Genomic DNA, 24473 nt, shown 5'->3' on the forward strand with positions numbered 1-24473 from the left:
AGGGTAAGAATCAAGCAAAAAAATACATTTTTAATAAAAATGTCATAAAAAGATAATTTAAAGTCAGAAAAAAAGGAAAAAGAGGAAAGCAGTTGCCTACTTTCCTCATCATTCTACTTTTGTACAATCATCCAATATCATTCTTATCCCACAGTAGAAGTTAACTTAATTAATTGTTTTTACTAGATTTATTTTAAACAAGATAATAACTAGGTATATTTATCTATTATTAGTAACTTTAATAAGTTGCTTAGATAAATAATACCGCTCGTTCCCTATGTGTGGCGATTAGTGATTTGCAGTATTCGTTATTTTTATCTGAAGATAATGTCATCTTCTACTTCTAACGTTAGATGAATAAGTGTTGTTTTAGCAAACGACTTTCTGTTCAATATAGGCATTTCTAGATTATTCTTAATAAATTTTAAAATAAGTACAATTACGAAACACAATTATAATAATTTATAAAAAACAAAAAGATAAAATATTAATATTTAGAAATCGAGAAAAGGGAGAGTTCCTCTATCGTATTCCTAACACCCTAAATGGAATACGATAGAGAAAAAATGATATTAAGATGAGCTACTATTGAGTGCTTCAACACCGAGGTTCCAACGTTCCATCGTTGATACTAAGAACAAGCCTGTCATGGCAACCAATAAGAATGGTAGCGAAGATGAAGAAATTTCTGACAACGCGCCAGCCAGCAAAGGCCCAGATAAATTACCAATTCCCCATAACATCGCAGCTGACGCATTAGCGACCATCAAGTCATTACCTGAGAAATATTGCCCTATTTGTACTAATGCAATGGTGTATATCGCACCCGCTGTTGCACCCAGCACCAGTAATAAAGGCCAAATCAAAAATGTATGAGACATCGTGATAGGCAATAATAAGCTTGCGAGTAGAGTAACTACACCACAAATTCGATATAACCGTGTCCTGTTCATGTGGTCAGCAAGCCAGCCAAACGGCATTTGCATAATGGCGTCACCGGCTAAAATAGCGCTTATCATCATGGCTGCAATCGCTTCAGTATGTCCCACACTTAGACCATAAATAGGAAACATTGAAAGTACGGTGCCATCAAAAAAAGCAAAAAATACAATACCGCCACAGATTGCGGGTGCAACTTTAACAAAACGAATAATAGAAAAATTCGGCTCTTGCGTATCTTTTGGTAATTTATCTCCTGTTTTCTGATCCATCATTAAAAACAGGACAATAGAGATAATATGAATAAAGACACTAATTAAAATAGGTGTCTTATCTGCAACTCCATATAGCGCAATAATTGAAGGACCTAATAACTGACTAATAGTAAATACCGTGGTATATACCGCTAAAATTCGCCCTCGTTTATTATCAGGTGAAAGCTCATTGATCCACGTTTCGCCTAAACAAATCATCACACCGCTGGCAATGCCAGTGATTAATCGTAAAGGAAATAACAACTCTAGAGGTAAGCTTCCCATTAAGGGTAACAAACTGATTGCAGAAACAATGGTGGCTAATAGCATGGCAAAGCGTTTACCAACCCATTGCACAATACGCCGAGCAAAAGGTGAAACAACTAACATCCCAATAGCTGGCGCTGCAGAAATAAGTCCAATGATAGATTCACTAATACCCGCTAAGTTGAGGCGCAATGCAACCATAGGAATAGTTAATCCGATAACAATCCCGATAACGCCAATACTTACCGTGATAGTTGTTATCGCAAAAACTTCGGATTGGCGATAATTTTGATGTGACATGTTATTTTGTTTCTGTGAATAACAGAAACCTCTGTAATAAAAGGAAGGAGGTTAAATAAAATATTGTTATATTATAGGGGATAAGAAATAGATAAACATGCTTAAAAAGTAACGTTAATCAGAGAAAGATCTCCATTTGACTCACGAAGATCTTTGCCTTTCACAATATTCTCACTTCACCGTCATTTGTCCTACAACGCTTAAGAAAAATAACGGTAGATAAGCACAGCACCCGATACCAATACAATGGCATAAATCACACTCATAAATCGTGCTTTTGACATCTGTAATGTTAAATTTCGTCCTAACCATACACCAGCAAACATAGCTGGTAAGAAAATAGCCGCTAACTTAAGAATATCCAATTGCCAATAAATACCCGCAAATAAAAAAATCACCACCCGCGTTAGTGTACTAAAACCAATCAATGTGGTTTGTGTGATGCGAAACTTATTTTTGTCTGCAATCCTACCTGATAAATAGATCGCATATAAAAAACCACCACTACCAAACAATGCGCTAAATACCCCACCAATTAACCCAAAAGGATAAACCAAGCGTTGAGAAAATTGGCTTTCTTGTTTTTTCCAAAATAGTGCATAGATTGCATAGCAAGTGGCAAAGATACCTAAAAGAAGAGAAAGTAAATCAGGACGTGTGGTTAATAAAATTGTCGCACCGACAAGACTACCAATAATAATAAGCGGAATAAGATAGCGTATCTCTTTAAAATCAGCCTGTTTACCATCCCTTACGACATTCACTATAGCTGCACTTAAATCGATTAATGCCAATAAAGGCACTATCATTGAAAGAGGTAAATAAAGTGCTAATACTGGACCAGCAATTAACGCCGAGCCAAATCCAGCCATACCGAAAATAACGTAAGCAAAAAATAAGGTAAGTAGGCAAATAAAAAGATCAGACCAACTAAGCAAGTCCATCATAACAAACCTTGAATAATTATCATTTATTGAAGGATATTAGCGTAATTACTAAAAATCGAACAGTGATCGTAAGACGATTCACAAAATACAGCAGAAACAGGATCTCATTTTTCCGAATACGGTTAATTAGTGTTATTATCTACTCGGAATGACACTTTTAAACTAACGATATTTTGAATTGGCAATGAACCCACAACCTCCTAAAAAAACGAATGAATACCTTGGTAATAAAGTCAAACAATTAAGACAATCTCGAAACTTGTCACTTAATGAGTTATCAAGAAAATCGGGAATATCCAAGGCTGCATTGTCAAAATTAGAATCAGGTGATTCTAATCCTAGAATCGATACCTTAGAGGCTATCGCGATAGCGCTTGGCTTTCCTTTGGGAGATTTATTTAGTTTTACACGTGAAGAGTACCCTCGTTTAGAACGACATAAACCTATCGTTGGTGATTATGCTCAAGAGTTTAAATTCCGTATTGGTATCGGCAATATTACTGAGATTTGGCATATCGAGATGAAGCATGGCGCGATTATTAATAGCCCTGCTCACGCTGATGGCACTCAAGAACACATCATGGTCTATTCTGGTAAATTAATGATGCGTTTTGATAACGACGAAACGGTTTTATTAGAAACGGGTGATTTTTACGCTTTTCATGGTAATGCCCCCCACTCTTATATTTGTGTAGAAGGACATTTGCGCGCATCTGTGATTATGTCTAGTCCAAATCAACAACATTACCACCATCGTCCTTAATCAATTTATTGCCCTAGCTTTATTACTCACACGATAATTAGTAAATCATTTAACTGGTTTTAATTATCGTGTGAACTTAGCTATCAATACTCCTTCATTTAATGTCTCTGTATTCGCTTCAAGTTGTCTAGAAATTCTCCCTTTATCTAATTTATTTTTCTTTATTTTCAGCTATGTTTTTAATAATGCTATTCGGATAATAAGGAACTTCAATGAGTGGAAATCATGAACATGCGGATGTAAAAACACTACCTGAATCGCGATTATTAATTACATTCGGCTTAACATCATCATTTATGTTAGTCGAATTTATTGGCGGTTATTTAACTGGTAGCTTGGCATTAATTTCCGATGCCATGCATATGATGACGGATGCTTTCGCACTTTTACTTGCACTGATCGCTATTCATGCAGGCAGAAAAGCCGCTGATGTTTTTAGAACTTATGGTTATGCACGCTTTGAAATATTAGCTGCAACCATGAATGCACTTATTTTAATGGCAGTCGCTTTCTATATTTTATATGAAGCCTATAAACGCTTATCTTCGCCTCCTGATATTCAATCTGTTGGTATGCTTATCATTGCGTCAATAGGTCTTGTTGTTAATCTGATTTCAATGAAGTTACTCACCAGTACAAAGGATGAAAGCCTTAATGTAAAAGGGGCATACTTAGAAGTTTGGGCCGATATGCTGGGCTCAATTGGCGTAATTATTGGAGCGGTCATTATTTGGCTTACAGGTTGGGAGCTTGTTGACTCTATTATTGCCGTGTTAATCGGTTTTATGGTTTTCCCTCGAACTTGGATATTACTTAAAGAATGTCTGAATATTTTACTTGAGGGCGTGCCTCGCGGTATCGATCTTATTCAGGTTACTGAAACAATTAATAATAACCCTGATGTTGTGGGCTCTCATGATTTGCATTTATGGGCACTCACACAAAGTAAACTTATTTTAAGTGGGCACATCGTTTATCAACCTAATGCCAATCATGAAGAACTCAGAATTCACCTTGAGCAACAACTTCGTGAGCAATTCCATATCAACCATATTACGTTACAGATGGAATGTGAAGACAGACAACATCTTGAAGAAAATCACCACTAAAACAGAATAAATTTATACACTCATAAAATTCTGGCTCGCTCTTAATGATTAAAGAGAGAGCCAATCTGTATTAATTTAAATAATTTTCCATTTGCTCAAAAACACGTAAATCATCGCTGAATCTCACTTCTTTTACGTCTTCAAGCTTTTCTACCTGACTCACCATCTGCATTAGACGATCATCTTTTTGCACTAATAGCCAAATACGACTTTTATCGCTATTTTTCATCGGTAAACACAAAATACCATCGACGTTAAATGCACGGCGAGCAAATAGCCCACATATATGGGTCATAACACCGGGGTGATTGCGAACAATCAATTCCAGCGCGATAGGTTGTGATTGTTGTGACATAAATTAAGCTCCTATCATCTCAATATTTGCCGCCCCTGGCGGTACCATTGGGAATACTTTTTCATGAATATCAATCATTACATGAATTAAACACGGCCCCGGTTTTTCAATCGCTGCTTTCAGCGCACTCGCAGGATCCGCTTCCTGATTTAAGTCACAGGTATCTAAGCCAAAACCTTGTGCAATACGAATAAAATCGGTTTGATAAGGGTAAGCGGCAGCATAAATGCGCTCTTCAAAAAACAGTGTTTGTTGTTGGTGAACCAATCCTAACGCCTGATTATTTATCAAAATAATTTTGATATCTAATTGGTGCTCAGCCGCCGTAGCAAATTCTTGAATATTCATCATAATGCTACCATCCCCTGAGAAGCAGAGGATTTTTTTATCTGGTTCAGCTAATGCGGCGCCAATTGCTGCTGGCAAACCAAATCCCATCGTACCTAAACCGCCAGACGTTAACCATTGTCGAGGTCGATTTAACGGATACGCTTGTGCTACCCACATCTGATGCTGCCCAACGTCTGTTGTAATAATGGCATCATCATCAACACAATTTGCTGCCGCTAATACGATACCATAACCACTTAAGATGTTTTCAGAGTTTTTCATCTCTAATGGATATTCTTGTTTCAGTGTCGTAACCCGCTCTATCCATCCATTACGTTTGTTTGTATTAATCAATGGTAATAACAGTGATAACACTGATTTCGCATCAGCATGGATCGCAATATCAGGGCGTTTGATCTTACTAATTTCAGCGCGATCGATATCAACATGAATAATTTTGGCATTAGGGCAAAACTTCTCGGCTTTACCAATGGCACGATCGTCAAATCGAGCCCCCAATACAATCAACAGATCGGCTTCTTCTAAAATAAAATTGGTGCTACGAGTCGCATGCATACCCAACATTCCCAAATACAGTGGATGCGAAGGTGGCATTAATCCTAACCCCATTAAAGTCATTGTTGTTGGCAGGTTGTTTTTCTCTGCTAATTCAATTGCTTCTTTACATGCTTCAGAGCTGATGATCCCACCACCTAAATATAAAACAGGGTTCTTAGCCTGATTAATCATCTGCGCTGCTTGTATCACTAAATCAGTATTAAATGCGGGAACTGGATCTTTTTGTGGAATAGGCGGTAACGCTTCTAATGTAATTTTGGCTTGCTGAATATCTTTTGGTACGTCAACCCAAACAGGGCCCGGTCTTCCTGACATCGCTAAACGAAACGCATCACAAATAATTTCAGGTAACTCAGCAATATCACGAACTAAATAGTTATGTTTAGTAATTGGAATAGACATGCCATAAGTATCAACTTCTTGGAAAGCATCAGTCCCTATCATCGCTGAAGATACCTGACCAGTAATACAAACTAAAGGAATGGAATCAAGCTTAGCATCAGCAATTGCTGTTACTAAATTTGTCGCACCCGGTCCACTCGAAGCAATACAAACAGCAGGTTTACCATTTGCACGGGCAATACCTTGTGCAATAAAACCGGCACCTTGTTCATGGCGAGTTAAGATATGTCGAATAGATTTACTTTGGCTCAATGCGTCATACAACGGAAGCGCTGCACCACCAGGGATCCCCGCGACTGTCGTAATGCCTTGCCGTTCCAGTAAATAAACGATTAATTGCGCACCAGTAAACGTTCTACTTGTTGTGGCGTTTTCTTGTTGATCACCCATTTGTATCTGTCCTTTGTTCTAAGCCGGACTTGATGGGCAGGTAGAAAAGAAAAACCCCGCCCGGTTAGTTCGCCGGCGGGGTTTCGAAACTGTGTTGATTCGGACCCGTTACGGCGCTTTGCCGACGACCACCACCACACGCACGACAACCACAGCCGCGATGTGCGCTGTTAGTCGTAGGCTTTGTAGTAGATTAGTGATGATCATGGGTTACCTATCAATTAATTTAATGATGTGTTTACGTGTTATCTATATTTAAAAAAACATAACTTCTACAAATTAACAACCTTTTTTTTCGGTTTATTTTTTATCACCGCTAAAAACGAGAGATAGATCACTTCTAGTGAAAATCAAAAAACAACCCCGATTGCAGCATAAAAAACTAGATTAATTTCACATTACAGAATAACCAAAAATCCATTTAGTAACGTAAACACATCAATTCAATTTTATAAAAAAGCAACTTGAACCAATAACAGTGTTGCTGAAAGTACAAACATAAATATCACCATCGGCATAATAAATTTAAGCCATTTGTTATAGGAGATATCTAGCATTTGCAATGTCGCTAACACCAGCCCTGTAGGCGCTAAGAACAACATAATATATTGTCCCCAGTTATATGCTGATACCACCATATAACGAGGAACACCGACTGCATCGGCTAATGGCGCCATAATTGGCATCGCTAAAACTGCAAGACCTGAAGAGGAAGGAACAATAAAACCTAAACAGATAAAAACAACGAGCTGTGCTAATAAAAAGAGGCTTGGTGGCATTCCTGCAACCATATGAGACATAAACTCAAGGATAGTATCGGCAATTTTACCTTGTTCCATCACAAGATTAACACCGCGTGCTAAACCAATAATTAATGAAACACCAACGAGTTCAGATGCTCCATGAATAAATCCATCAATGGCTGTTTTCTCTTTTAATCCAGAAAGGAAAATTATGATGATAGCGATAGCAAGGAAAAGAGCTGCCATTTGTGGGAACCACCAGCCCATATCCATAACACCCCAAACCATAATAGGAAAAGCAGCAACAAATAAGCAGAGGATCACTTTACGACGCCACGAAAATTCTAATATCTCATTAGGATCGTAATTACTTAAAAAGCGCTGTTTAAAACTCTCGGCATTTTCATAGTTATAAGAGAAAGCCGGATCTTTTTTGAGCTTCTTGCAATACCAATATAAATAAACCAAAACACCAATCGTACCAATGACTAAGCCAATAGTACGAAAGCCGATCCCTTCAATAAAACTGATCCCCGAAGCATTTGATGCAATAACTACTGAGAACGGATTTACAGTTGAAAACCCTGCCCCCATCGAAGAGGCTAGGAAAATAGCCCCGACACACACAATAGCGTCATAACCCAAGATTAAGAATATAGGCACTAATATGGGATAGAAGGCGACAGCTTCTTCTTCAATCCCACAACTTGTCCCGCCTATGGATAATATAATCGTGACGCCAAATACCACTAAAAACTCTTTACCTTTGGTTCGATTTGCCAGTGCTGTTAAACCTGCATTGAATGCGCCAGTTTTATTAACAACCCCAATAAGCCCCCCTAAGACAAGAATGAAAACAATAACATCAGCCCCTTCTATCGTCCCTTTCACCATACTTTCGGTAATATCCATTATCCCTTTGGGTTGCTGTGCTACGCGTTCATAGGTTCCTGGTATCGCTATCGGTTTTTTAATTGTCCCATCCGTGAATTTCTCAATCTCAATAGAGACATTTAAATCATTTAATGTGGCTTGAGTTGCAGGTAACACTTCATGAGAACCATCTATTTTCGCAACCACTAATGATGGCTCTGTTGAGTTATAACTTAATCGTTGATATTCACCAGCCGGAATAATCCACGTTAAGCCAACCACAATTACTGTAATTGCAAATAAAATAGTAAATGCGGTCGGAAACGCAAACTTTTTAAGTTTCATAAGCGCCCTCGACTTAAATAAGAGGTAACTCTGCCAGTAGAAATAATATCTAACTGGCAGTGTTTATTTTTAGAATTAAATTTAGAATGATGATAAATATGATATTAATCAGAAATAATTGTTGTGCCTGTTTTTCCTTCTAAAGCAGATAATGCATTATCTAAAGAAGTAATAATCGCTTGTACACCTTTACCACTCTCCTTTAGAAAATTAAGACAAGCCTCGACTTTAGGTAACATACTTCCTTTAGCAAATTGCCCTTGAGAAATATATTCCTGAGCCAGAGAAAGGGTTAATTTATCTAAATTCATTTGCTCTGGTTTATTAAAATTAATAGCGACTTTATCAACAGCCGTTAATATTAATAAAATATCTGCTTTTAATTCGACAGCTAATTTAGCGCTAGAGTTATCTTTATCAATAACAGCATCAATACCTTCTAATAACTCTCCTTTTCGAATAACGGGAATACCACCTCCGCCAACCGTGATCACCACAATATTGCGTTCAACTAACTGTTTAATAATTGGTGATTCCACAATTTCTAGCGGTTTAGGTGATGGAATAACTCGACGATATCCACGCCCTGCATCTTCCATAAAGTGGAAACCATGCTCTTTTTGGATAGCCTCAGCTTGCTGTTGAGTATAAAACGCGCCAATCGGTTTTGTAGGTGATAAAAAAGCAGGATCGTTTTTATCGACAACCACTTGCGTCACAATGGTCGCACAACCATGATTTTTATTCAGATTTCTCGTACATAATTCATCATTAATAGCCTGTTGTAGATGATAGCCGATATAGCCTTGACTCATGGCACCGCATTCAGCAAATGGCATATAAGGCGTGCCAATGTTCTGTTGCGATGCATAATCCATAGCTAAATTGATCATCCCAACTTGCGGACCATTTCCGTGACCAATAATGACTTGGTAGCCTTTCTCAACCAAATCTACAATCGGCTTTGCGGTTTTCCGCACTATCTGCTTTTGCTCTAGTGGCGTACTGCCCAGTGCATTTCCCCCTAAAGCAATAAATACCTTCTTAGGCATTGTTAACTCCTTGCTTTAGCTTAACGTCGCAAACATAACTGCTTTAATGGTATGCATACGGTTTTCAGCTTGGTCGAAAACTTTTGATTGGCGAGACTCAAAAACACTGTCTGCCACTTCCATTTCACTCAAGCCAAATTTTTGATAAATATCTTCACCAATAGTTGTTAAACGATCATGGAATGAAGGTAAACAGTGTAAGAAAATAGCGTGAGGATTTGCTATTTTCATCATAGATTCATTAACCTGATAAGATTTTAATAAACGAATACGCTCATCCCAAACACTGTCTGGCTCACCCATTGAAACCCAAATATCGGTATAGAGAACATCCGCGTCTTTTGCCCCTTTCTCGATATCTTCTGTCAATGTAATAGAGCCTTCGTTTTCAGTTGCAATTGCACAACATTCCTTCACAAGTTGCTCTTCTGGCATTAAAGATGCTGGGCCACATGCGGTAAAATGTAAGCCTAATTTCGCACAAACTACCATTAAAGAGTTAGCAACGTTATTGCGAGCATCACCAAAGAAAGTCAGCTTAAGCCCTTTTAAATGACCAAAGTTTTCTTCAACTGTCAGCATATCCGCCAACATTTGAGTTGGATGGAATTTATCGGTAAGACCATTCCATACAGGTACTCCTGATTTTGCTGCCAATTCTTCAACTAATGACTGATCAAAACCACGATATTCAATACCATCATAGAAACGCCCTAACACACGCGCAGTATCTTCAATAGACTCTTTTTTCCCCATTTGTGATGAGCCAGGATCAAGATAAGTAACCCCCATTCCTAAATCATAACCCGCAACTTCAAAGGCACAACGTGTACGTGTTGAGGTTTTTTCAAATAATAAAACGATATTTTTACCTTCTAAAGAGCGGTGAGGAATACCTGCCATTTTTAATGATTTAAAATATTTAGAAAGCTTTAATAAATATTGAATTTCAGCTGATGAAAAGTCGAGTAATTTTAAAAAACTTCTACCTTTAATATTAATAGACATAATAATCCTATCTCCTAATTATTCTGATAATAATAGAGTTAAAAAATAGTTTGTTATTTAAAAAAATAGAAAACCTTCCTCAATAACCTAGATTATTAAGAAGTATGCTTTATATTTTTAAAGTATAGAAAGAGAGTTTATCCGTTAAAAACAGAAAAATGGAAGCACTGACGTTGTTTATACATCATAATGTGGGCAATACGTCTAATATGAGGTGTTTTCCTATTATTATTTTCCATAATACTAGTACCTTCACTTATAGGTATTAAATGAGGTTACAGTGAAACATATAGGAATTAACATTAATGTGACTATCATCTCAATTATCTATTTACGATAAAAACCATATATCAGTAAAAATAAATCATCAAAAATACATTCTATTAACACACAAATAAAAATTGGATAATCGTTTTTATATTAATAACGACCTCAATTAAATTAATAAGATAATAGAAAAAAAGCTAATAAAAAATTATTTCTATTTTGCTATTATTTAAATTACGCGTTTATAGTTAACATTAATGATACATTTTAATACTAGAATAATTTAGCTAACATCATCACGGCACTACAAATAATTAAAATCAAAGTTGCATACTGAAAAACCCTGTCAGGCATTCTGATTAATAGCCACTTAGACAGTGGAATAGAGATCAACGAGCCTAAAAATAACAACAGTGCCAAATGAATATCTGTATGCCCATCTTGCATATAGGCGAGTGCTGAAGATCCCGATAACAATGTTGTGGTAAATATAGAGGTACCAATGGCTTGCTTAATAGAGAGGTTGGCATAACGTAGCAATAGCGGTAATACAACGACACCCCCTCCCACCCCTGTCGCACCTAAAATAACACCTGCTGCAATCGCAGGAAGTAATAGTGCTTTTATATTTAAAGGAGCTAACGCTGTATTTTCAACGACAACGGGAGGTAATGAGAAAAACATTCTCTGAACAAAGAGAAAGAGAGAAAAAACAATAGCACTGACAACGAGTGCATTAATTCCCCATTCAACTTGTTGCTGATACTGCTCTAGCGAACCTAAATAATTAACTAAAACACTGGCCAAGAAGGTACTTGGTAGCATTATTCCTAATACAATCATCGCCCTTTTAAAGGGTATATTTCCAAGGCGAAAATGCATATAAGACGAAGTGACTTTCATCAACATGGATAATAAATTAGCCGTTGCCACTGCCATTAACGCATTCATGCCAAAGAAATAGGTCAGTACAGGTAAAACAATAACACCACCACCGACACCCGTCGTACTGATAACTAAACCAATAGCCGCACCCACCGCTAATGTGGTGATAAGTAACATTATTGATTTCCTTGCATAACAGCTTCTCGCCCTTTTAATAAGGCTTTTTCTGCTGACTGACTGGCTAATGTCATATATTTAAAAAACAGCACATCAAAGGCGACCATCTGTAAAACTTGTGGCGTGATCACCCCTAATTGAGAGTGCTGTTCGTCATAAAAATAAGGCAACGTATAATCAGATAATCGCGTTGCTTCATCTTGCCCAAAACGCGTTAATGCCACCGTTAAACAACCTTCATCTTTTGCTGATTTCAGCATTCGATTAATATCCACCGTATTCCCTCTAGCCGTGACAGCAACAGCAATATCATCAGCAGATAAATTAGCGGAATAAGCCAGTTGAGCATGAAGATCTGGGCTAAATAACGTGTTTTTATTTACACGAATTAATTTATGAAAAATATCACTTGCCACAACCGACGATGCGCCAATACCAAACAATACAATACGTTTTGCTGATACCATTTTCTCAGCTAACACATCAATAGTATTGGGATCTAACAAAGCCAATGAATCCAAAATAGCGCTGGTAAACAGATGTCCGGTTTTGGAAATAATTAATTCTGTCGAGTCTGTTTTCGCAAGATTGCCATAAAGAATATCGCCACTACTTTTTTGTTGCTTTTCTTCTGAAAGGTAATCAATTTTGAATTCAGGATAACCACGATATCCCATTTGACGAGAGAAACGGATAACAGAAGCACTACTTACACCTGCTTTAAGTGCCAGATCAGCGGCATTCATACTGGCAATATTTTCACTATTCTCTAATAAATAATGAGCAATACGTTGTTCCGTGCCTTTGCCTTGTATTAGCAAACTTTCAAGCTTTTTGGTCAGTGTCGACATTCTGTTATCCTTTTTATTTCTGACTTATTTCTCTGGATCCGTAAATCCCATTAGCATACTGGCAATAAAACCGACAATCCATGCACCTAATACTGCGATCAGGAATTTAATAATTTGCCCATCACCAACTAACGGAATTAATGATAACCCAGCAGTACCAAATGGAATAATGATCCCAACTTGGAAATATGCCATTAATGCACCACCAGCAGCGCCACCAATACATCCCGCGACAAACGGTTTTCCTAATGGAAGAGAAACACCAAATAATAAAGGCTCACCGACACCAAAAATACCAACAGGTAATGCACCCATTAATGTTTTCTTTAAACGCTGATTTTTAGTGCGTAAGTAAACCCAAAAACAAGAGCCTACTTGCCCCATTCCACCCATAGCTAAAATAGGGAACAGGTAATTTAAACCAAAAGTATTTAAGATTTCGGTATGAATAGGAATTAACCCTTGGTGTAATCCAGTTAAGAGTAAAAATAAGAAACTTCCCCCTAACGCTGCCCCCGTTACAACTGCGCCACCACCTTGATTTAAAAGTGATAATGAAACGCCCTGTGCTAATAACTGATTAAGATAATGACCAATTGGTTGGAATATCATAATCGCCACAAGTGAAGAGACTAAAATAGTCACAAACGGCGTTAAGATAAGATCGAGACTCTCTTTAACAATACTACGAAACCATAACTCTAATTTTGAAGAGAACACTACCACCATTAATACCGCAAAAATACCACCACTGTTTGGCTGTAATTTCTCACCAAATAAAGTGATATCTGCAAGCCCTGGCATGGCTAATAATCCTGCCATTACAGCGCCAATCGAGGTTGATGCTCCCAACTCTTTAGCTGTATTTATCCCAATCATAATAGAGAGATAGGCAAATACCGTACTACCAATTAATTTGAATAATTTAAATAGCTCGGGGAATTGCTCAACTAAGCCTGGTGCGACTAAACGGATAATATTAATTAGCCCCATAATCAAACCGCAACCAATTAAAGCAGGAATTGTCGGAACAAAAATAGCTGCTAATGTATTTAGCATACGGCGAATAGAGAAGCCTTTTTTCACTGGTGTTGGCACAGGCTCACCTTCACTACTTACAGAGCTATTTTGCATACGCTTATTCATAATGGAATAAACTTTTGCTGCTGTTCCCATTCCTACAATCACTTGATGTTGTTCGCCATTAAATACAACACCTTTAACGCCTTCGACTTGTTTTAAAGCATCCGCATCAAATAGCGAGCTATCTTTTAAAATCAATCGAATACGGGTCATACAATGTGTTAGGGTTGCCACATTTTGAAACCCACCAGCGTGTTTTTCTATTTCTATTGCTAACGTGTCGAGATGTTCTATTTTATTAGCCATATATGTGCCTGCTAAAGTTCAGAGTGTTTATTCATATTGGTATTAGTTAAATAGGGCAAGTTGCTGTTGTAGCGAGCGATAAGGATATTGCTGTGTAATTTGATCGACTTGCTCCACACTCAAGTGAAGTTCGTACATTAAAATGGCTTTTCTAGGATGATAATTAACCATTTGTAACAGCGTTCTGGCTCTTTCATTTGAAATTCCACAAACTTCGCTGACAATACCTTCAGCACGACGTTGTAATTTCTCATTACTCGCGATCACATCCACCATCAGGTTTTTATGCACTTTTCCAAGTTTAGTCATTACGCTGGTGCTTAACATACCCAAAATCATTTTTTGAGCTGTGCCACTTTTCATTCTTGTGGAGCCGGTTAACACCTCTGCCCCCACATCTGGCGCAATAGATAAGTCAGCAATTTCACTCATCATACTTTTGCCACGAGTGGTAATGGAGACTGTCAACGCTTTTAGCTTTTTACCATATTGCAAAGCTGCGACAGTAAAGGGGGTACGACCACTTGCAGCAATGCCAATAACCACATCTTTATCACTGACATGACGACGTTGAAGTTCTTCAATTGCCGCTTCTTGGCTATCCTCAATATTTTCAACCGCTTTTAGCATTGCATCATGACCACCAGCAATAATCGCCTGAACTAATGTAGGAGATACACCAAAAGTAGGAGGACATTCCGCACTGTCTAATACCGCCAATCGACCACTTGTTCCTGCGCCGACATAAAAAATACGCCCACCTTTTTGCAAACTTTCGGTAATTTTTTCTACTACTTTAGCAATAACGGGTAATTCTTTTTTAACGGCATTTGCAACAGTCATATCTGCACTATTGATAAGCGTGACCAACTCTAAAGCGCTTAATTCTGAAAACTGTGCTGTTTCTTGATTACTTTCATTTTTGAGACATTCGCTCAATGCATCTTCTTTCATCACAACAACCTCAATGAAACCAAATTTCAATCAAAGCTACATCTTATGAAATTACATTTCAACCATACTCATCATCACTTTGTGAAATCAGTCACATTATAAAACGGGTCATAAAGGATCGATTTTGAACGCTTGTTGGTGAAATTGTGAATAGCATCACGTCGACTTTGGTTATTCTGCCAACTTTTCCGTTTATTGGCAGAATGTTTAACGCATCATGTCGGCCCACTTCTTAAGATAGTTTCAATTTCTATATCACAGGAATTTAGACTATGAGTATCCGATATACCGTTGCTATCGATCTTGGTGCTTCAAGTGGTCGCGTCATGTTAGCAAGCTTTGATAAAGCTCATCAGCAATTATCACTGACTGAGGTTCATCGCTTCACTAATCGTTTTATGATGAATGAAGGTCATACTTGCTGGGATCTAGACTTATTAGAGCAACATATTCGCACTGGCTTATCTTTAATAGAGCAGCAAAATATCGTCATAAGTAGCATCGGTATTGATACTTGGGGCGTTGATTATGTGCTGTTAAATGCACAAGGGGAGCGTGTTGGTCTAAGCTATTCTTATCGTGATAAACGCACTGAAAACGTGATGCAACAGGTGCAAAAAGATCTCAAAACTGAATGGATCTATCAACAAACTGGCATCCAATTTCTTCCTTTTAATACCCTCTATCAACTCAAAGCCATGCAACTTGAAGCACCATCATGGCGAGAGAATGTGGCGCATTTTGTGATGATCCCTGATTATCTGGCCTACCGTTTAACTGGCAAGCTTAATTGTGAATACACCAATGCCACCACATCACAATTAGTCGATATAAAAACGGGAGATTGGAATAAAGCACTGCTTGATTATCTGCAAATTCCTCATCATTGGTTTATGCCTATTAAACAACCCGGAAATACAATTGGTTATTGGCAAAACAGTAAAAATGAGGCAATTCCTGTTATCTCCGTTGCTAGCCATGATACGGCGAGCGCAGTGATTGCTACACCATTAAAAGATCAACAGTGCGCTTATTTAAGTTCAGGAACCTGGTCTTTAATGGGAATTGAACGATCCACACCTTGCGTTTCAACCCAATCTTTATATGCCAATATTACTAATGAAGGTGGTGCTGAAGGTCGTTATCGTGTTCTTAAAAATATTATGGGGCTGTGGCTATTTCAGTCCATTTGTAAAGAACACCACATTACTGATATTGCTGCATTAATTAATGATGTTGAACACATCACACCTTTTACTTATTTAATTAATCCTAATGATGAATGCTTTCTCAATCCAGATTCAATGAGTAAAGCGATCCAAGATTATTGCCAACAACAGGGAAAAATCGCGCCTAGCACACCAGCACAGTTGTCACGCTGTATTTTTGACAGTTTAGCACTGCTTTATCGCTATGTTTTCCTTGAATTACAAACACTTCATTGTACGCAATTAACACAATTACATATTGTTGGCGGAGGTAGCCAAAACGCCCTGCTTAACCAACTTTGTGCCAACACCTGTGGAATTCCCGTTATTACGGGTCCTATCGAAGCCTCAACGCTAGGTAATGTGGGCTTACAACTCATTGCACTAAATGAAATTGAAGATATCGATCATTTTCGCCATTTGATAAGCAACAGTACCACTCACACTACGTTTATGCCTAAAGCGCCACCAAGCGAAAATGTGTGGCAATCATTTTTACAACTTATTGAAACTAAACGCTAAAGATTTTTATACGCGATTTACGGATAAGGAAAGTGCTATGTCTTACATTAAAGAAAGTTATCAACTTGCCAAGCAACGTTTTTCACAAATCGGTGTTGATACAGAAAAAGCTATTCAAGCAATGGAAGCATTGCCTGTATCTATTCATTGCTGGCAAGGTGATGACGTTGCAGGATTTGAACCTTCAAACTCTGCATTAACTGGCGGCATTCAAGCAACGGGGAATTATCCGGGTAAAGCGCGTAATGCCACAGAATTGCGTGCGGATATGGAAAAGGCAATGAGCCTTATTCCTGGTACAAAAAGAGTTAATCTCCATGCTCTTTATTTAGAATCTGATACACCTGTTGAACGCAATGAAATCAAACCAATACATTTTGCCAATTGGGTTGAATGGGCAAAACAACAAAACATTGGGCTAGACTTTAATCCTTCCTTTTTCTCTCACCCTTTAAGCCTTGAAGCCACATTAACGCACGCGAATAAAGAGATCCGTGATTACTGGATTGGTCACGCCAAAGCATGTCGTCGCATATCTGCCTATTTCGGTGAATCACTGAATACTGCTTCGGTGATGAATATCTGGATCCCTGATGGCATGAAAGATACTCCTATCGATCGCTACACCCCAAGACAACGTCTTGTTGAAGCGCTTGATGAAGCTATTAGTGAGAAATTTTCCACTAAGCATCATATTGATGCCGTTGAAAGTAAATTGTTTGGTATTGGTGCTGAGTCTTATACCGCAGGATCTAGTGAGTTTTACCTCGGCTACGCCATTACTCGTCAAACCGCACTTTGTTTAGATGCAGGGCATTTCCATCCAACAGAAGTTATTTCAGACAAAATTTCTGCGGTGATGCCTTACGTTGAACGCTTACTTCTCCATGTGAGTCGCCCCGTCCGTTGGGATAGTGACCACGTTATTTTACTTGATGATGAAACACAGGCGATTGCAAATGAAATCATCAGACATAACTTACAAAACCGTGTTCATATCGGTCTCGATTTCTTTGATGCTTCTATTAACCGTATCGCTGCTTGGGTTATTGGTACACGTAATATGAAAAAAGCCTTGTTACGTGCCTTACTCGAGCCAACCCCAATGTTACGCCAATTAGAAATTGATGGTGATTTCACGGCACGCCTTGCCTTATTGGAAGAGCAAAAAGCACTACCTTGGCAAGCTGTTTGGGACGAATACTGCGAGCGCCAAAATGTTCCTGTAGGCGATAAGTGGTTACAAGAAGTTCGTCATTACGAAAACAATGTTTTATCAAAGAGATAAGGTTAACCCCATGCAAAAAATTATCACATCTCATTTTGTACAAGGCATGATCAAAGCCACCAGTGATATGTGGCTCAAAGGCTGGGATGAACGTAATGGCGGGAATGTCAGCTTACGTTTAACACCAGAAGAAGTCCAACCTTATCAGGGAGACTTTTATTCAACACCACGCTATATCGAAGTCACAGAACCTGTTAAAGAATTAGCAAATCAATACTTTATCGTGACAGGATCAGGTAAGTTTTTTCGCAACGTTGCACTCGATCCCGAAGATACCTTGGGATTGGTAAAAATTGATGAAGAAGGTCAGGGTTACCACATTGTTTGGGGACTGGTTAATGGTGGTGTTCCAACTTCTGAATTTGCAGCCCATTTTCAGTCACATATTACGCGACTAAAAGTCACTGAAGGAAAAAATCGCGTCATTATGCATTGCCATGCGACAAACTTGATTGCACTTAGCTACGTGCTACCGCTCGATAGTGCCACCATTACACGCCAACTTTGGGAAATGAGTACAGAGTGTTTAGTGGTGTTCCCTGATGGTATTGGTGTTTTCCCTTGGATGGTACCAGGAACAGATGGCATTGGACTTGAAACAGCACGACAAATGGAAAGACACGGACTGGTTTTATGGCCATTCCACGGTATTTTTGGCTCAGGACCAACTCTTGATGATGCATTTGGCTTAATTGATACCGCTGAAAAATCAGCTGAAATTCTAGTCAAAGTACTCTCAATGGGCGGTAAAAAGCAGACTATTTCGACCGAAAATCTCATTGCGTTAGCTAAACGCTTTAATGTTTCTCCAATGCGCGAAGCGCTGAAATAACACCCGTTTCTTTGTGGCAAAGCCGTTCCTTTGTCACAAAGAAAAACACAATAATAATGGTATGAGGAAAAACTCATGGGTAGTGGAATTATATTAGGCATTTTCTGGCACTTTGTCGGTGCCGCCTCCGCTGCATGTTTTTACGCACCACTGAAAAAAGTCAAAAGATGGTCATGGGAAACCATGTGGTCTGTGGCTGGAATATTTTCTTGGATAATTTTACCTTGGACAATCAGCTACTTACTACTTCCTGATTTTTGGGCATATTACGCTTCTTTTGGTAGTGAGATCCTGTTACCTGTCTTTTTATTCGGTGCAATGTGGGGAGTGGGAAACATTGGTTATGGTCTGACAATGCGCTATTTGGGAATGTCGATGGGAATTGGGATTGCCATTGGGATAACCTTAATTGTCGGCACATTAATGACACCGATTATTCAAGGTAAATTTGGTGAACTCGTTGCTTCAACGGGAGGAAAACTAACTTTGGCCGGAGTGGCAATTGCCCTCATTGGCGTAGCGATAGTCTCTTATGCAGGGCTTTTAAAAGAGCGGGCAACGGGTGTTCGAGCTGAAGAGTTTGATCTGAAAAAAGGCTTATTATTAGCAGTAATGTGCGGTATTTTTTCTGCTGGCATGTCATTTGCGATGAGTGCAGCCGTTCCTATGCATGAAATTGCATCCCAATTAGGCGTTTCTTCTCTCTATGTGGCTTTGCCAAGCTATGTGGTAATTATGGGGGGTGGTGCATTAATTAATTTAGGCTACTGCTTTAGTCGCCTGATGTGCAAAAAAGATCTCTCTTTCAAACTTGATATTTCTGTCCCTAAAGCACTACTTATTAGCAATATCTTATTTGCCATCTTAGGTGGTGGTATGTGGTATTTCCAATTCTTCTTTTATGCATGGGGTCACGCCAATATTCCAACAGAATACGGCTTTATGAGCTGGATGCTACACATGAGCTTCTATGTCTTATGTGGTGGTATTGTCGGCTTAATATTAAAAGAGTGGAAAGATACTGGAAGAAAACCTGTACGTATTTTATCTCTGGGTTGTTTAGTGATCATTCTTGCTGCCAATATTGTGGGCTTAGGTATGGCCGCATAATAGATCATCAGGGCTAATGTGTATTAGCCCTGATATTTCCTGATAAAAATCTTATCTTAATTAAGAGGTTACCCATGATAAGAAAAGCCTTTGTTATGCAAGTTAATGCCAACGCTCATCAAGAATATCAACAACGACATAACCCGATTTGGCAAGAACTTGAAGCAACATTAAAATCTCATGGTGCTCATAATTACTCCATCTTCCTTGATAAAAAGAGAAACCTACTTTTTGGTTATGTACAAATTGAATCAGAAGCACAATGGAATGCGGTCGCTACGACAGAAATCTGTCAAAAATGGTGGAAATACATGTCTGATGTCATGCCATCAAATCCAGATAACAGCCCTGTAAGCGATGATTTACAAGAAGTGTTCTTTCTTAAATAACCGTCTATTTAGGGTGATATTTAATAATATCGCCCGTCTGGCTTATTTATTGCTATGAAAATTTTGTCGATAATCACTTGCCGTAATATTCATTTTCTTATGAAAAACAGATGAGAAATAATTACTGTCTTCATAACCACATTGCGCAGCAATATCACTAATTAATAAATCTGTTGTTCTTAATAATGTAGCCGCATGGCATAAGCGTAATTGCTGTAAATAGCCGGTAATTGTCATTCCCGTATTCGATTTAAATAATCGATATAAGGAACGAGAAGCGACCTGATGCTCCTGTGCAAATCCGTTTAAAGAAAATGGTGTTGATATACTTTGATTTAATCTTGTAATTAAAATATCAATTAAATGAACAGAACTTACAGGTGAATTATTGAGCTGATAGCGATAACGAGAAATCAGTAAGATAAACTGCAAGAAAAAAGCTTCACATAAGTGAATTGAAAGACTGTCAGGCTTACGACACTCTTTATCTATTTGTTCGATAATAGGAACAAATTGAGATAAACAAGATGGTGGTAATTTCCACTGACGCATCTCTTTTGCTTCTGTTACCAAAGGAAGGTATTGTGATATTTCTTGTTTAAATAACAGTTTTTCAGGTTTATACAAGATATTAACTAGTCTTAACTGATTAACGGCATAATAGCCGTGCCTATCATTGGCATTAATATAAAAAAAATCACCACAAGTTATAGGGTAATCATCCCCATTCCATGTATGAATGCCATTTCCCGAAAAAACCATGACTAATTCATTAAAATCATGATCATGAATAACAAAACTCTCTTGTGATTTTCTTTTTTCTATTGTGATAGTATTCTCATCACAAATAAAATAATTGTTACCTTTTAGGGATAAAATATTGTTATTCATTACCACTCCCAAATGCTAAAAAAAAATATCATTGCTAGATAGCATTCTATGTGCAATAACGTAACGCTCTGGGTGTGACATTGTACTCATTTTTAAAACAGGTAGAAAAATAGGCGCTATCATTAAAACCACAATTCAATGCAATATCAGTAATACGCTCATCCGAGAAACGAATTTTATAATAAGCATCTGATAATCTTAGTTTCATTAAATAATTTTGAGGCGATAACCCCAAATGATTTTTTATGTGCCTATGTAGCGTTCGTAATGAAATATCGTACTTTTCAGCAAGTACTGCCCAATCAACAACCTCAAGATAATTCATATTTAACCAGCGTAATACTTGCATCATTTTTTGTTCGTTACTTCCATCCGTTATAGTATTATATTTTCCCTCTTGCAATGTTACTAATAATTGAAAAAATAAACTCTCTTCTTCAGCAATATCTTTTCCTGTCACCTTACTTAATTTATCAATTATTTTTTGTGACTTAATAAAATTAACTTTATTTAATAACCAATGTGAGCATTTGTCTTTATTATTTACAGGTAGAAACTGACTAATATTATTTAAATATGTAAACTCTGATATAGAGCGATATAACACATTGGTTAAATTTAAGCCTGAGACATTATCAAATAAATGATAATCCTCAGATTTAATATAACAGACTGTTCCCGGACATAACGTATGAGGTTGCCCATTTAAAACATGTAATCCAATTCCTTGGGTGACAATAAATATTTCACTGAAATCATGAGTATGTTCAGGAAATATAGGCTGCGGAACCCTAGGCTCTACCGCAATAGGTTGATTTGGTGCAGAAAAATAATCTTCACTGTATAGTTTCATTTGACACCCTTAAGCATAATTATTATTTACTTTCTCAAATAATTCTTTTATTAAGAAATATTCTTGAAAAATATGGTTGAAAAATAAAAATATAAAATAAAGTCACTTATAAGGTACAAAAACAATAATAATAGCTAATTCTAAGCAGTAAAAAGAAAACTCACCTTTAACATTCAGACAAGAAGCATTTATTTTTGGCAAAAAATTAAAGAAGAACCTCATAAATTAATAAATTTGTGAACTCACAGGCAATTAATAGTGTATTAAAACGTATTTTCTCATTGCTTAATTTAACTGATAGTCCCCTATGTGACTGCTCCCCACCGTAAACTGAACTGCACCCCAAAAGTTGGACTCTTTTAGTCTGAATTAAAGGGTGCTTTTTTATGCTAAATCATCATAACTAGATAATATCCCAAATAGAATTATCCGTTATTTTTTATTTCCTAAAAACTGCCCAAATTCTTCAATGCTTGGATAAGAAGATTGCGTACCTTTTCCGGTAACGCTTAAGCCTGAAAACATAACGGCTTTATTTAATGCTTCTTCAATATTATTGGTGTGAACATAATAATGAGAGAAACAACCAATAAAAGCATCACCCGCTCCACTGGTATCTATTGCATCAACTTCAATAGCAGGAATGTACTTCTCAATTTCGCCATTCATCCATAATGCCCCTTTTTCACCTAATGTAACGATGACATTCTTAAAACCCTTATGTAGTAAAGAACAGGCGGCTTCACGAATTTCATCCATTGTAGTGATTGGCATCCCCGTTAAAATTTCCAGCTCTGTTTCATTTGGAACAAAAAAGTCACAACGAGCAGCAATATCAAGATCTAATTCTTTTGAAGCGGGTGCTGGGTTAAATAACACAGGAATATGGTGTTTGTTACCGAACTCAATAGCGTGATAGACGGTTTCAAGCGGGATTTCTAATTGCAGTACAATTATTTTGCATTTTTTCAGGCTATCTGTCGCTCTATCAATATCTTCTGGCGACAAATGCTGATTAGCACCTTTAACAATTAAAATGCTATTTGATGATTGAGAAGTCACAAAAATAGGTGCAACGCCACTTGTTGTACCCGGTACTTTTTCAACATAGCGTGTATTAATGCCATAAGATCCTAAATTCATGATGGTGTTATCCGCGAAAATGTCATCGCCAACCTTTGTTAACATCATCACTTTTGAATTTAATTTAGCAGCAGCAACCGCTTGATTTGCTCCTTTACCACCACAACCAATCTTAAATGCCGGCGCCTCAAGGGTTTCCCCCTCTTTTGGCATCCTATCTATATAGGTGATCAAATCCACCATATTTGAACCAATCACTGCGATATCCATAGCGCCTCTTACTCTTATGTTAAATTTATAAATGTGAAAATAGTGACATTTTGATAGATATATAACAGTATCATGTTATTTAAATATCATTTGTGATTGTTATCTCGTTAAAACAGCACTAATATGTTGCCAAACTAACATGAATGATAAATAACAATCTTCTTATTAAGGAATATACAATGCGTCCATTAGCTAATTATATCGATCATACCCTTCTTGCTGCAGATACAACTGAAGCACAAATCAAGAAATTGTGTGCTGAAGCAGCTGAACATGGTTTCTTCTCTGTTTGTATTAACACTTCTTACATCCCTTTAGCAAGAACTTGCCTTAAAGGAAGTGATGTAAAAGTATGTTGTGTTATCGACTTCCCATTTGGTGCTGGTTTAACAGCAACAAAAGCATTTGAAGCGGCTGAAGCTATTCGTCAAGGCGCACAAGAAGTCGATATGGTTATCAATATCGGTATGTTAAAAAGCGGTCGTTTAGACTTCGTAAAACAAGATATTGAAGCAGTAAAAGCAGCTTGTGGTAATACAACTCTGAAAGTTATTTTAGAAACTTGCTTATTAACTGACGACGAAGTACGTTTAGTTTGTGAAATATGTCGTGAGATCCGCGTTGATTTTGTGAAAACATCAACAGGATACAGTACAATGGGCGCTACAGAACATCATGTTGCATTAATGCGTAAAACAGTGGGTGATGAAGTGGGCGTGAAAGCATCAGGTGGTGTTCGCGATCGTCAAACAGCATTAAACATGATCAAAGCAGGTGCAACACGTATCGGTGCTAGCGCAAGTGTCGCTATCGCAACAGATTCAGATGCACCTGAATCAAACTACTAA

At 37.7% G+C, this 24473-nt stretch carries 24 protein-coding genes; 9 read left to right on the top strand and 15 right to left on the bottom strand.

The genetic code is table 11. From position 1 onward, the window contains the following. Positions 1-572: 572 nt before the first annotated feature. Positions 573-1760, bottom strand: coding sequence for an MFS transporter (locus tag DK857_RS07850; protein ID WP_109394577.1), 1188 nt, complete (start codon positions 1758-1760; stop codon positions 573-575). 200 nt (positions 1761-1960) lie between these two features. Next, entirely contained in the window at positions 1961-2707 is a 747-nt protein-coding gene (locus DK857_RS07855; RefSeq protein ID WP_109401920.1) for a sulfite exporter TauE/SafE family protein, read from the bottom strand. Between the two features lie 184 nt (positions 2708-2891). Between DK857_RS07855 and DK857_RS07860 the strand changes: the two genes are divergently transcribed. Both DK857_RS07860 and DK857_RS07865 read left to right on the top strand, forming a co-directional pair. After that, positions 2892-3470: a helix-turn-helix domain-containing protein gene (locus DK857_RS07860; protein ID WP_069368071.1), complete on the top strand. Its 579-nt coding sequence runs from the start codon at positions 2892-2894 to the stop codon at positions 3468-3470. Between the two features lie 212 nt (positions 3471-3682). Then, positions 3683-4579 (top strand): cation diffusion facilitator family transporter, encoded by an 897-nt coding sequence (locus DK857_RS07865; RefSeq protein WP_109401921.1) that lies wholly within the window; start codon positions 3683-3685, stop codon positions 4577-4579. A gap of 70 nt (positions 4580-4649) precedes the next feature. Here DK857_RS07865 and ilvN read toward each other — a convergent pair whose 3' ends face one another. Then, positions 4650-4934: an acetolactate synthase small subunit gene (gene ilvN, locus DK857_RS07870; RefSeq protein WP_098941305.1), complete on the bottom strand. Its 285-nt coding sequence runs from the start codon at positions 4932-4934 to the stop codon at positions 4650-4652. Positions 4935-4937: 3 nt separating this feature from the next. Continuing rightward, positions 4938-6635 carry an acetolactate synthase large subunit gene (gene ilvB / locus DK857_RS07875; protein ID WP_109401922.1) on the bottom strand — a complete coding sequence of 566 codons (1698 nt, stop codon included), beginning with the start codon at positions 6633-6635 and terminating at the stop codon, positions 4938-4940. Between the two features lie 91 nt (positions 6636-6726). Here ilvB and DK857_RS19645 point away from each other — a divergent pair, with 91 nt between their 5' ends. Continuing rightward, a complete protein-coding gene (locus tag DK857_RS19645) occupies positions 6727-6894 on the top strand; it encodes a hypothetical protein (protein ID WP_231039869.1) in 168 nt (55 codons plus the stop codon). Between the two features lie 190 nt (positions 6895-7084). Here DK857_RS19645 and DK857_RS07885 read toward each other — a convergent pair whose 3' ends face one another. From DK857_RS07885 to murQ, 8 genes are all read right to left on the bottom strand, one after another. After that, on the bottom strand, positions 7085-8596 hold the full coding sequence (locus tag DK857_RS07885) for a YfcC family protein (RefSeq protein ID WP_109401923.1): 1512 nt from the start codon (positions 8594-8596) through the stop codon (positions 7085-7087). Between the two features lie 104 nt (positions 8597-8700). After that, entirely contained in the window at positions 8701-9648 is a 948-nt protein-coding gene (gene arcC / locus DK857_RS07890) for a carbamate kinase (RefSeq protein WP_109401924.1), read from the bottom strand. 15 nt (positions 9649-9663) lie between these two features. Continuing rightward, on the bottom strand, positions 9664-10656 hold the full coding sequence (gene argF / locus DK857_RS07895; protein WP_109401925.1) for an ornithine carbamoyltransferase: 993 nt from the start codon (positions 10654-10656) through the stop codon (positions 9664-9666). A 137-nt stretch (positions 10657-10793) separates the two neighbouring features. Beyond that, on the bottom strand, positions 10794-10895 hold the full coding sequence (speFL, locus tag DK857_RS19575) for a leader peptide SpeFL (protein ID WP_109372621.1): 102 nt from the start codon (positions 10893-10895) through the stop codon (positions 10794-10796). A gap of 301 nt (positions 10896-11196) precedes the next feature. Further along, a complete protein-coding gene (locus tag DK857_RS07905; RefSeq protein WP_109401926.1) occupies positions 11197-11985 on the bottom strand; it encodes a sulfite exporter TauE/SafE family protein in 789 nt (262 codons plus the stop codon). After that, positions 11985-12836 carry a MurR/RpiR family transcriptional regulator gene (locus DK857_RS07910; RefSeq protein WP_109401927.1) on the bottom strand — a complete coding sequence of 284 codons (852 nt, stop codon included), beginning with the start codon at positions 12834-12836 and terminating at the stop codon, positions 11985-11987. The genes DK857_RS07905 and DK857_RS07910 overlap by 1 nt, the downstream gene beginning before the upstream one ends. Positions 12837-12860: 24 nt before the next feature. Continuing rightward, entirely contained in the window at positions 12861-14225 is a 1365-nt protein-coding gene (locus tag DK857_RS07915) for a PTS transporter subunit EIIC (protein ID WP_109401928.1), read from the bottom strand. Between the two features lie 42 nt (positions 14226-14267). Continuing rightward, positions 14268-15179, bottom strand: a complete 912-nt coding sequence (murQ, locus tag DK857_RS07920) for an N-acetylmuramic acid 6-phosphate etherase (RefSeq protein ID WP_109401929.1) — start codon at positions 15177-15179, stop codon at positions 14268-14270. Between the two features lie 272 nt (positions 15180-15451). On the opposite strand from murQ, the gene rhaB reads away from it, so the two are divergent. From rhaB to rhaM, 5 genes are all read left to right on the top strand, one after another. Beyond that, a complete protein-coding gene (gene rhaB / locus DK857_RS07925) occupies positions 15452-16909 on the top strand; it encodes a rhamnulokinase (protein ID WP_109401930.1) in 1458 nt (485 codons plus the stop codon). Between the two features lie 37 nt (positions 16910-16946). Beyond that, on the top strand, positions 16947-18197 hold the full coding sequence (locus DK857_RS07930; protein ID WP_109401931.1) for an L-rhamnose isomerase: 1251 nt from the start codon (positions 16947-16949) through the stop codon (positions 18195-18197). Positions 18198-18207: 10 nt separating this feature from the next. Further along, positions 18208-19029 (top strand): rhamnulose-1-phosphate aldolase, encoded by an 822-nt coding sequence (gene rhaD / locus DK857_RS07935; protein ID WP_109402005.1) that lies wholly within the window; start codon positions 18208-18210, stop codon positions 19027-19029. A gap of 75 nt (positions 19030-19104) precedes the next feature. Beyond that, positions 19105-20139 carry an L-rhamnose/proton symporter RhaT gene (gene rhaT, locus DK857_RS07940; RefSeq protein WP_109401932.1) on the top strand — a complete coding sequence of 345 codons (1035 nt, stop codon included), beginning with the start codon at positions 19105-19107 and terminating at the stop codon, positions 20137-20139. Between the two features lie 74 nt (positions 20140-20213). Next, entirely contained in the window at positions 20214-20528 is a 315-nt protein-coding gene (gene rhaM / locus DK857_RS07945; protein ID WP_109401933.1) for an L-rhamnose mutarotase, read from the top strand. Positions 20529-20570: 42 nt separating this feature from the next. Here rhaM and DK857_RS07950 read toward each other — a convergent pair whose 3' ends face one another. The 3 genes from DK857_RS07950 to rbsK all read right to left on the bottom strand — a co-directional run bounded on the left by DK857_RS07950 (position 20571) and on the right by rbsK (position 23625). Further along, entirely contained in the window at positions 20571-21419 is an 849-nt protein-coding gene (locus DK857_RS07950; protein WP_109401934.1) for a helix-turn-helix domain-containing protein, read from the bottom strand. 46 nt (positions 21420-21465) lie between these two features. Further along, positions 21466-22272 (bottom strand): HTH-type transcriptional activator RhaS, encoded by an 807-nt coding sequence (gene rhaS / locus DK857_RS07955; protein WP_109401935.1) that lies wholly within the window; start codon positions 22270-22272, stop codon positions 21466-21468. 432 nt (positions 22273-22704) lie between these two features. After that, positions 22705-23625: a ribokinase gene (rbsK, locus tag DK857_RS07960; protein WP_109401936.1), complete on the bottom strand. Its 921-nt coding sequence runs from the start codon at positions 23623-23625 to the stop codon at positions 22705-22707. A gap of 179 nt (positions 23626-23804) precedes the next feature. Between rbsK and deoC the strand changes: the two genes are divergently transcribed. Further along, positions 23805-24473, top strand: a complete 669-nt coding sequence (gene deoC / locus DK857_RS07965; protein WP_109394593.1) for a deoxyribose-phosphate aldolase — start codon at positions 23805-23807, stop codon at positions 24471-24473.

Source organism: Proteus terrae, from assembly GCF_003144325.1.
Lineage (GTDB): Bacteria > Pseudomonadota > Gammaproteobacteria > Enterobacterales > Enterobacteriaceae > Proteus > Proteus terrae.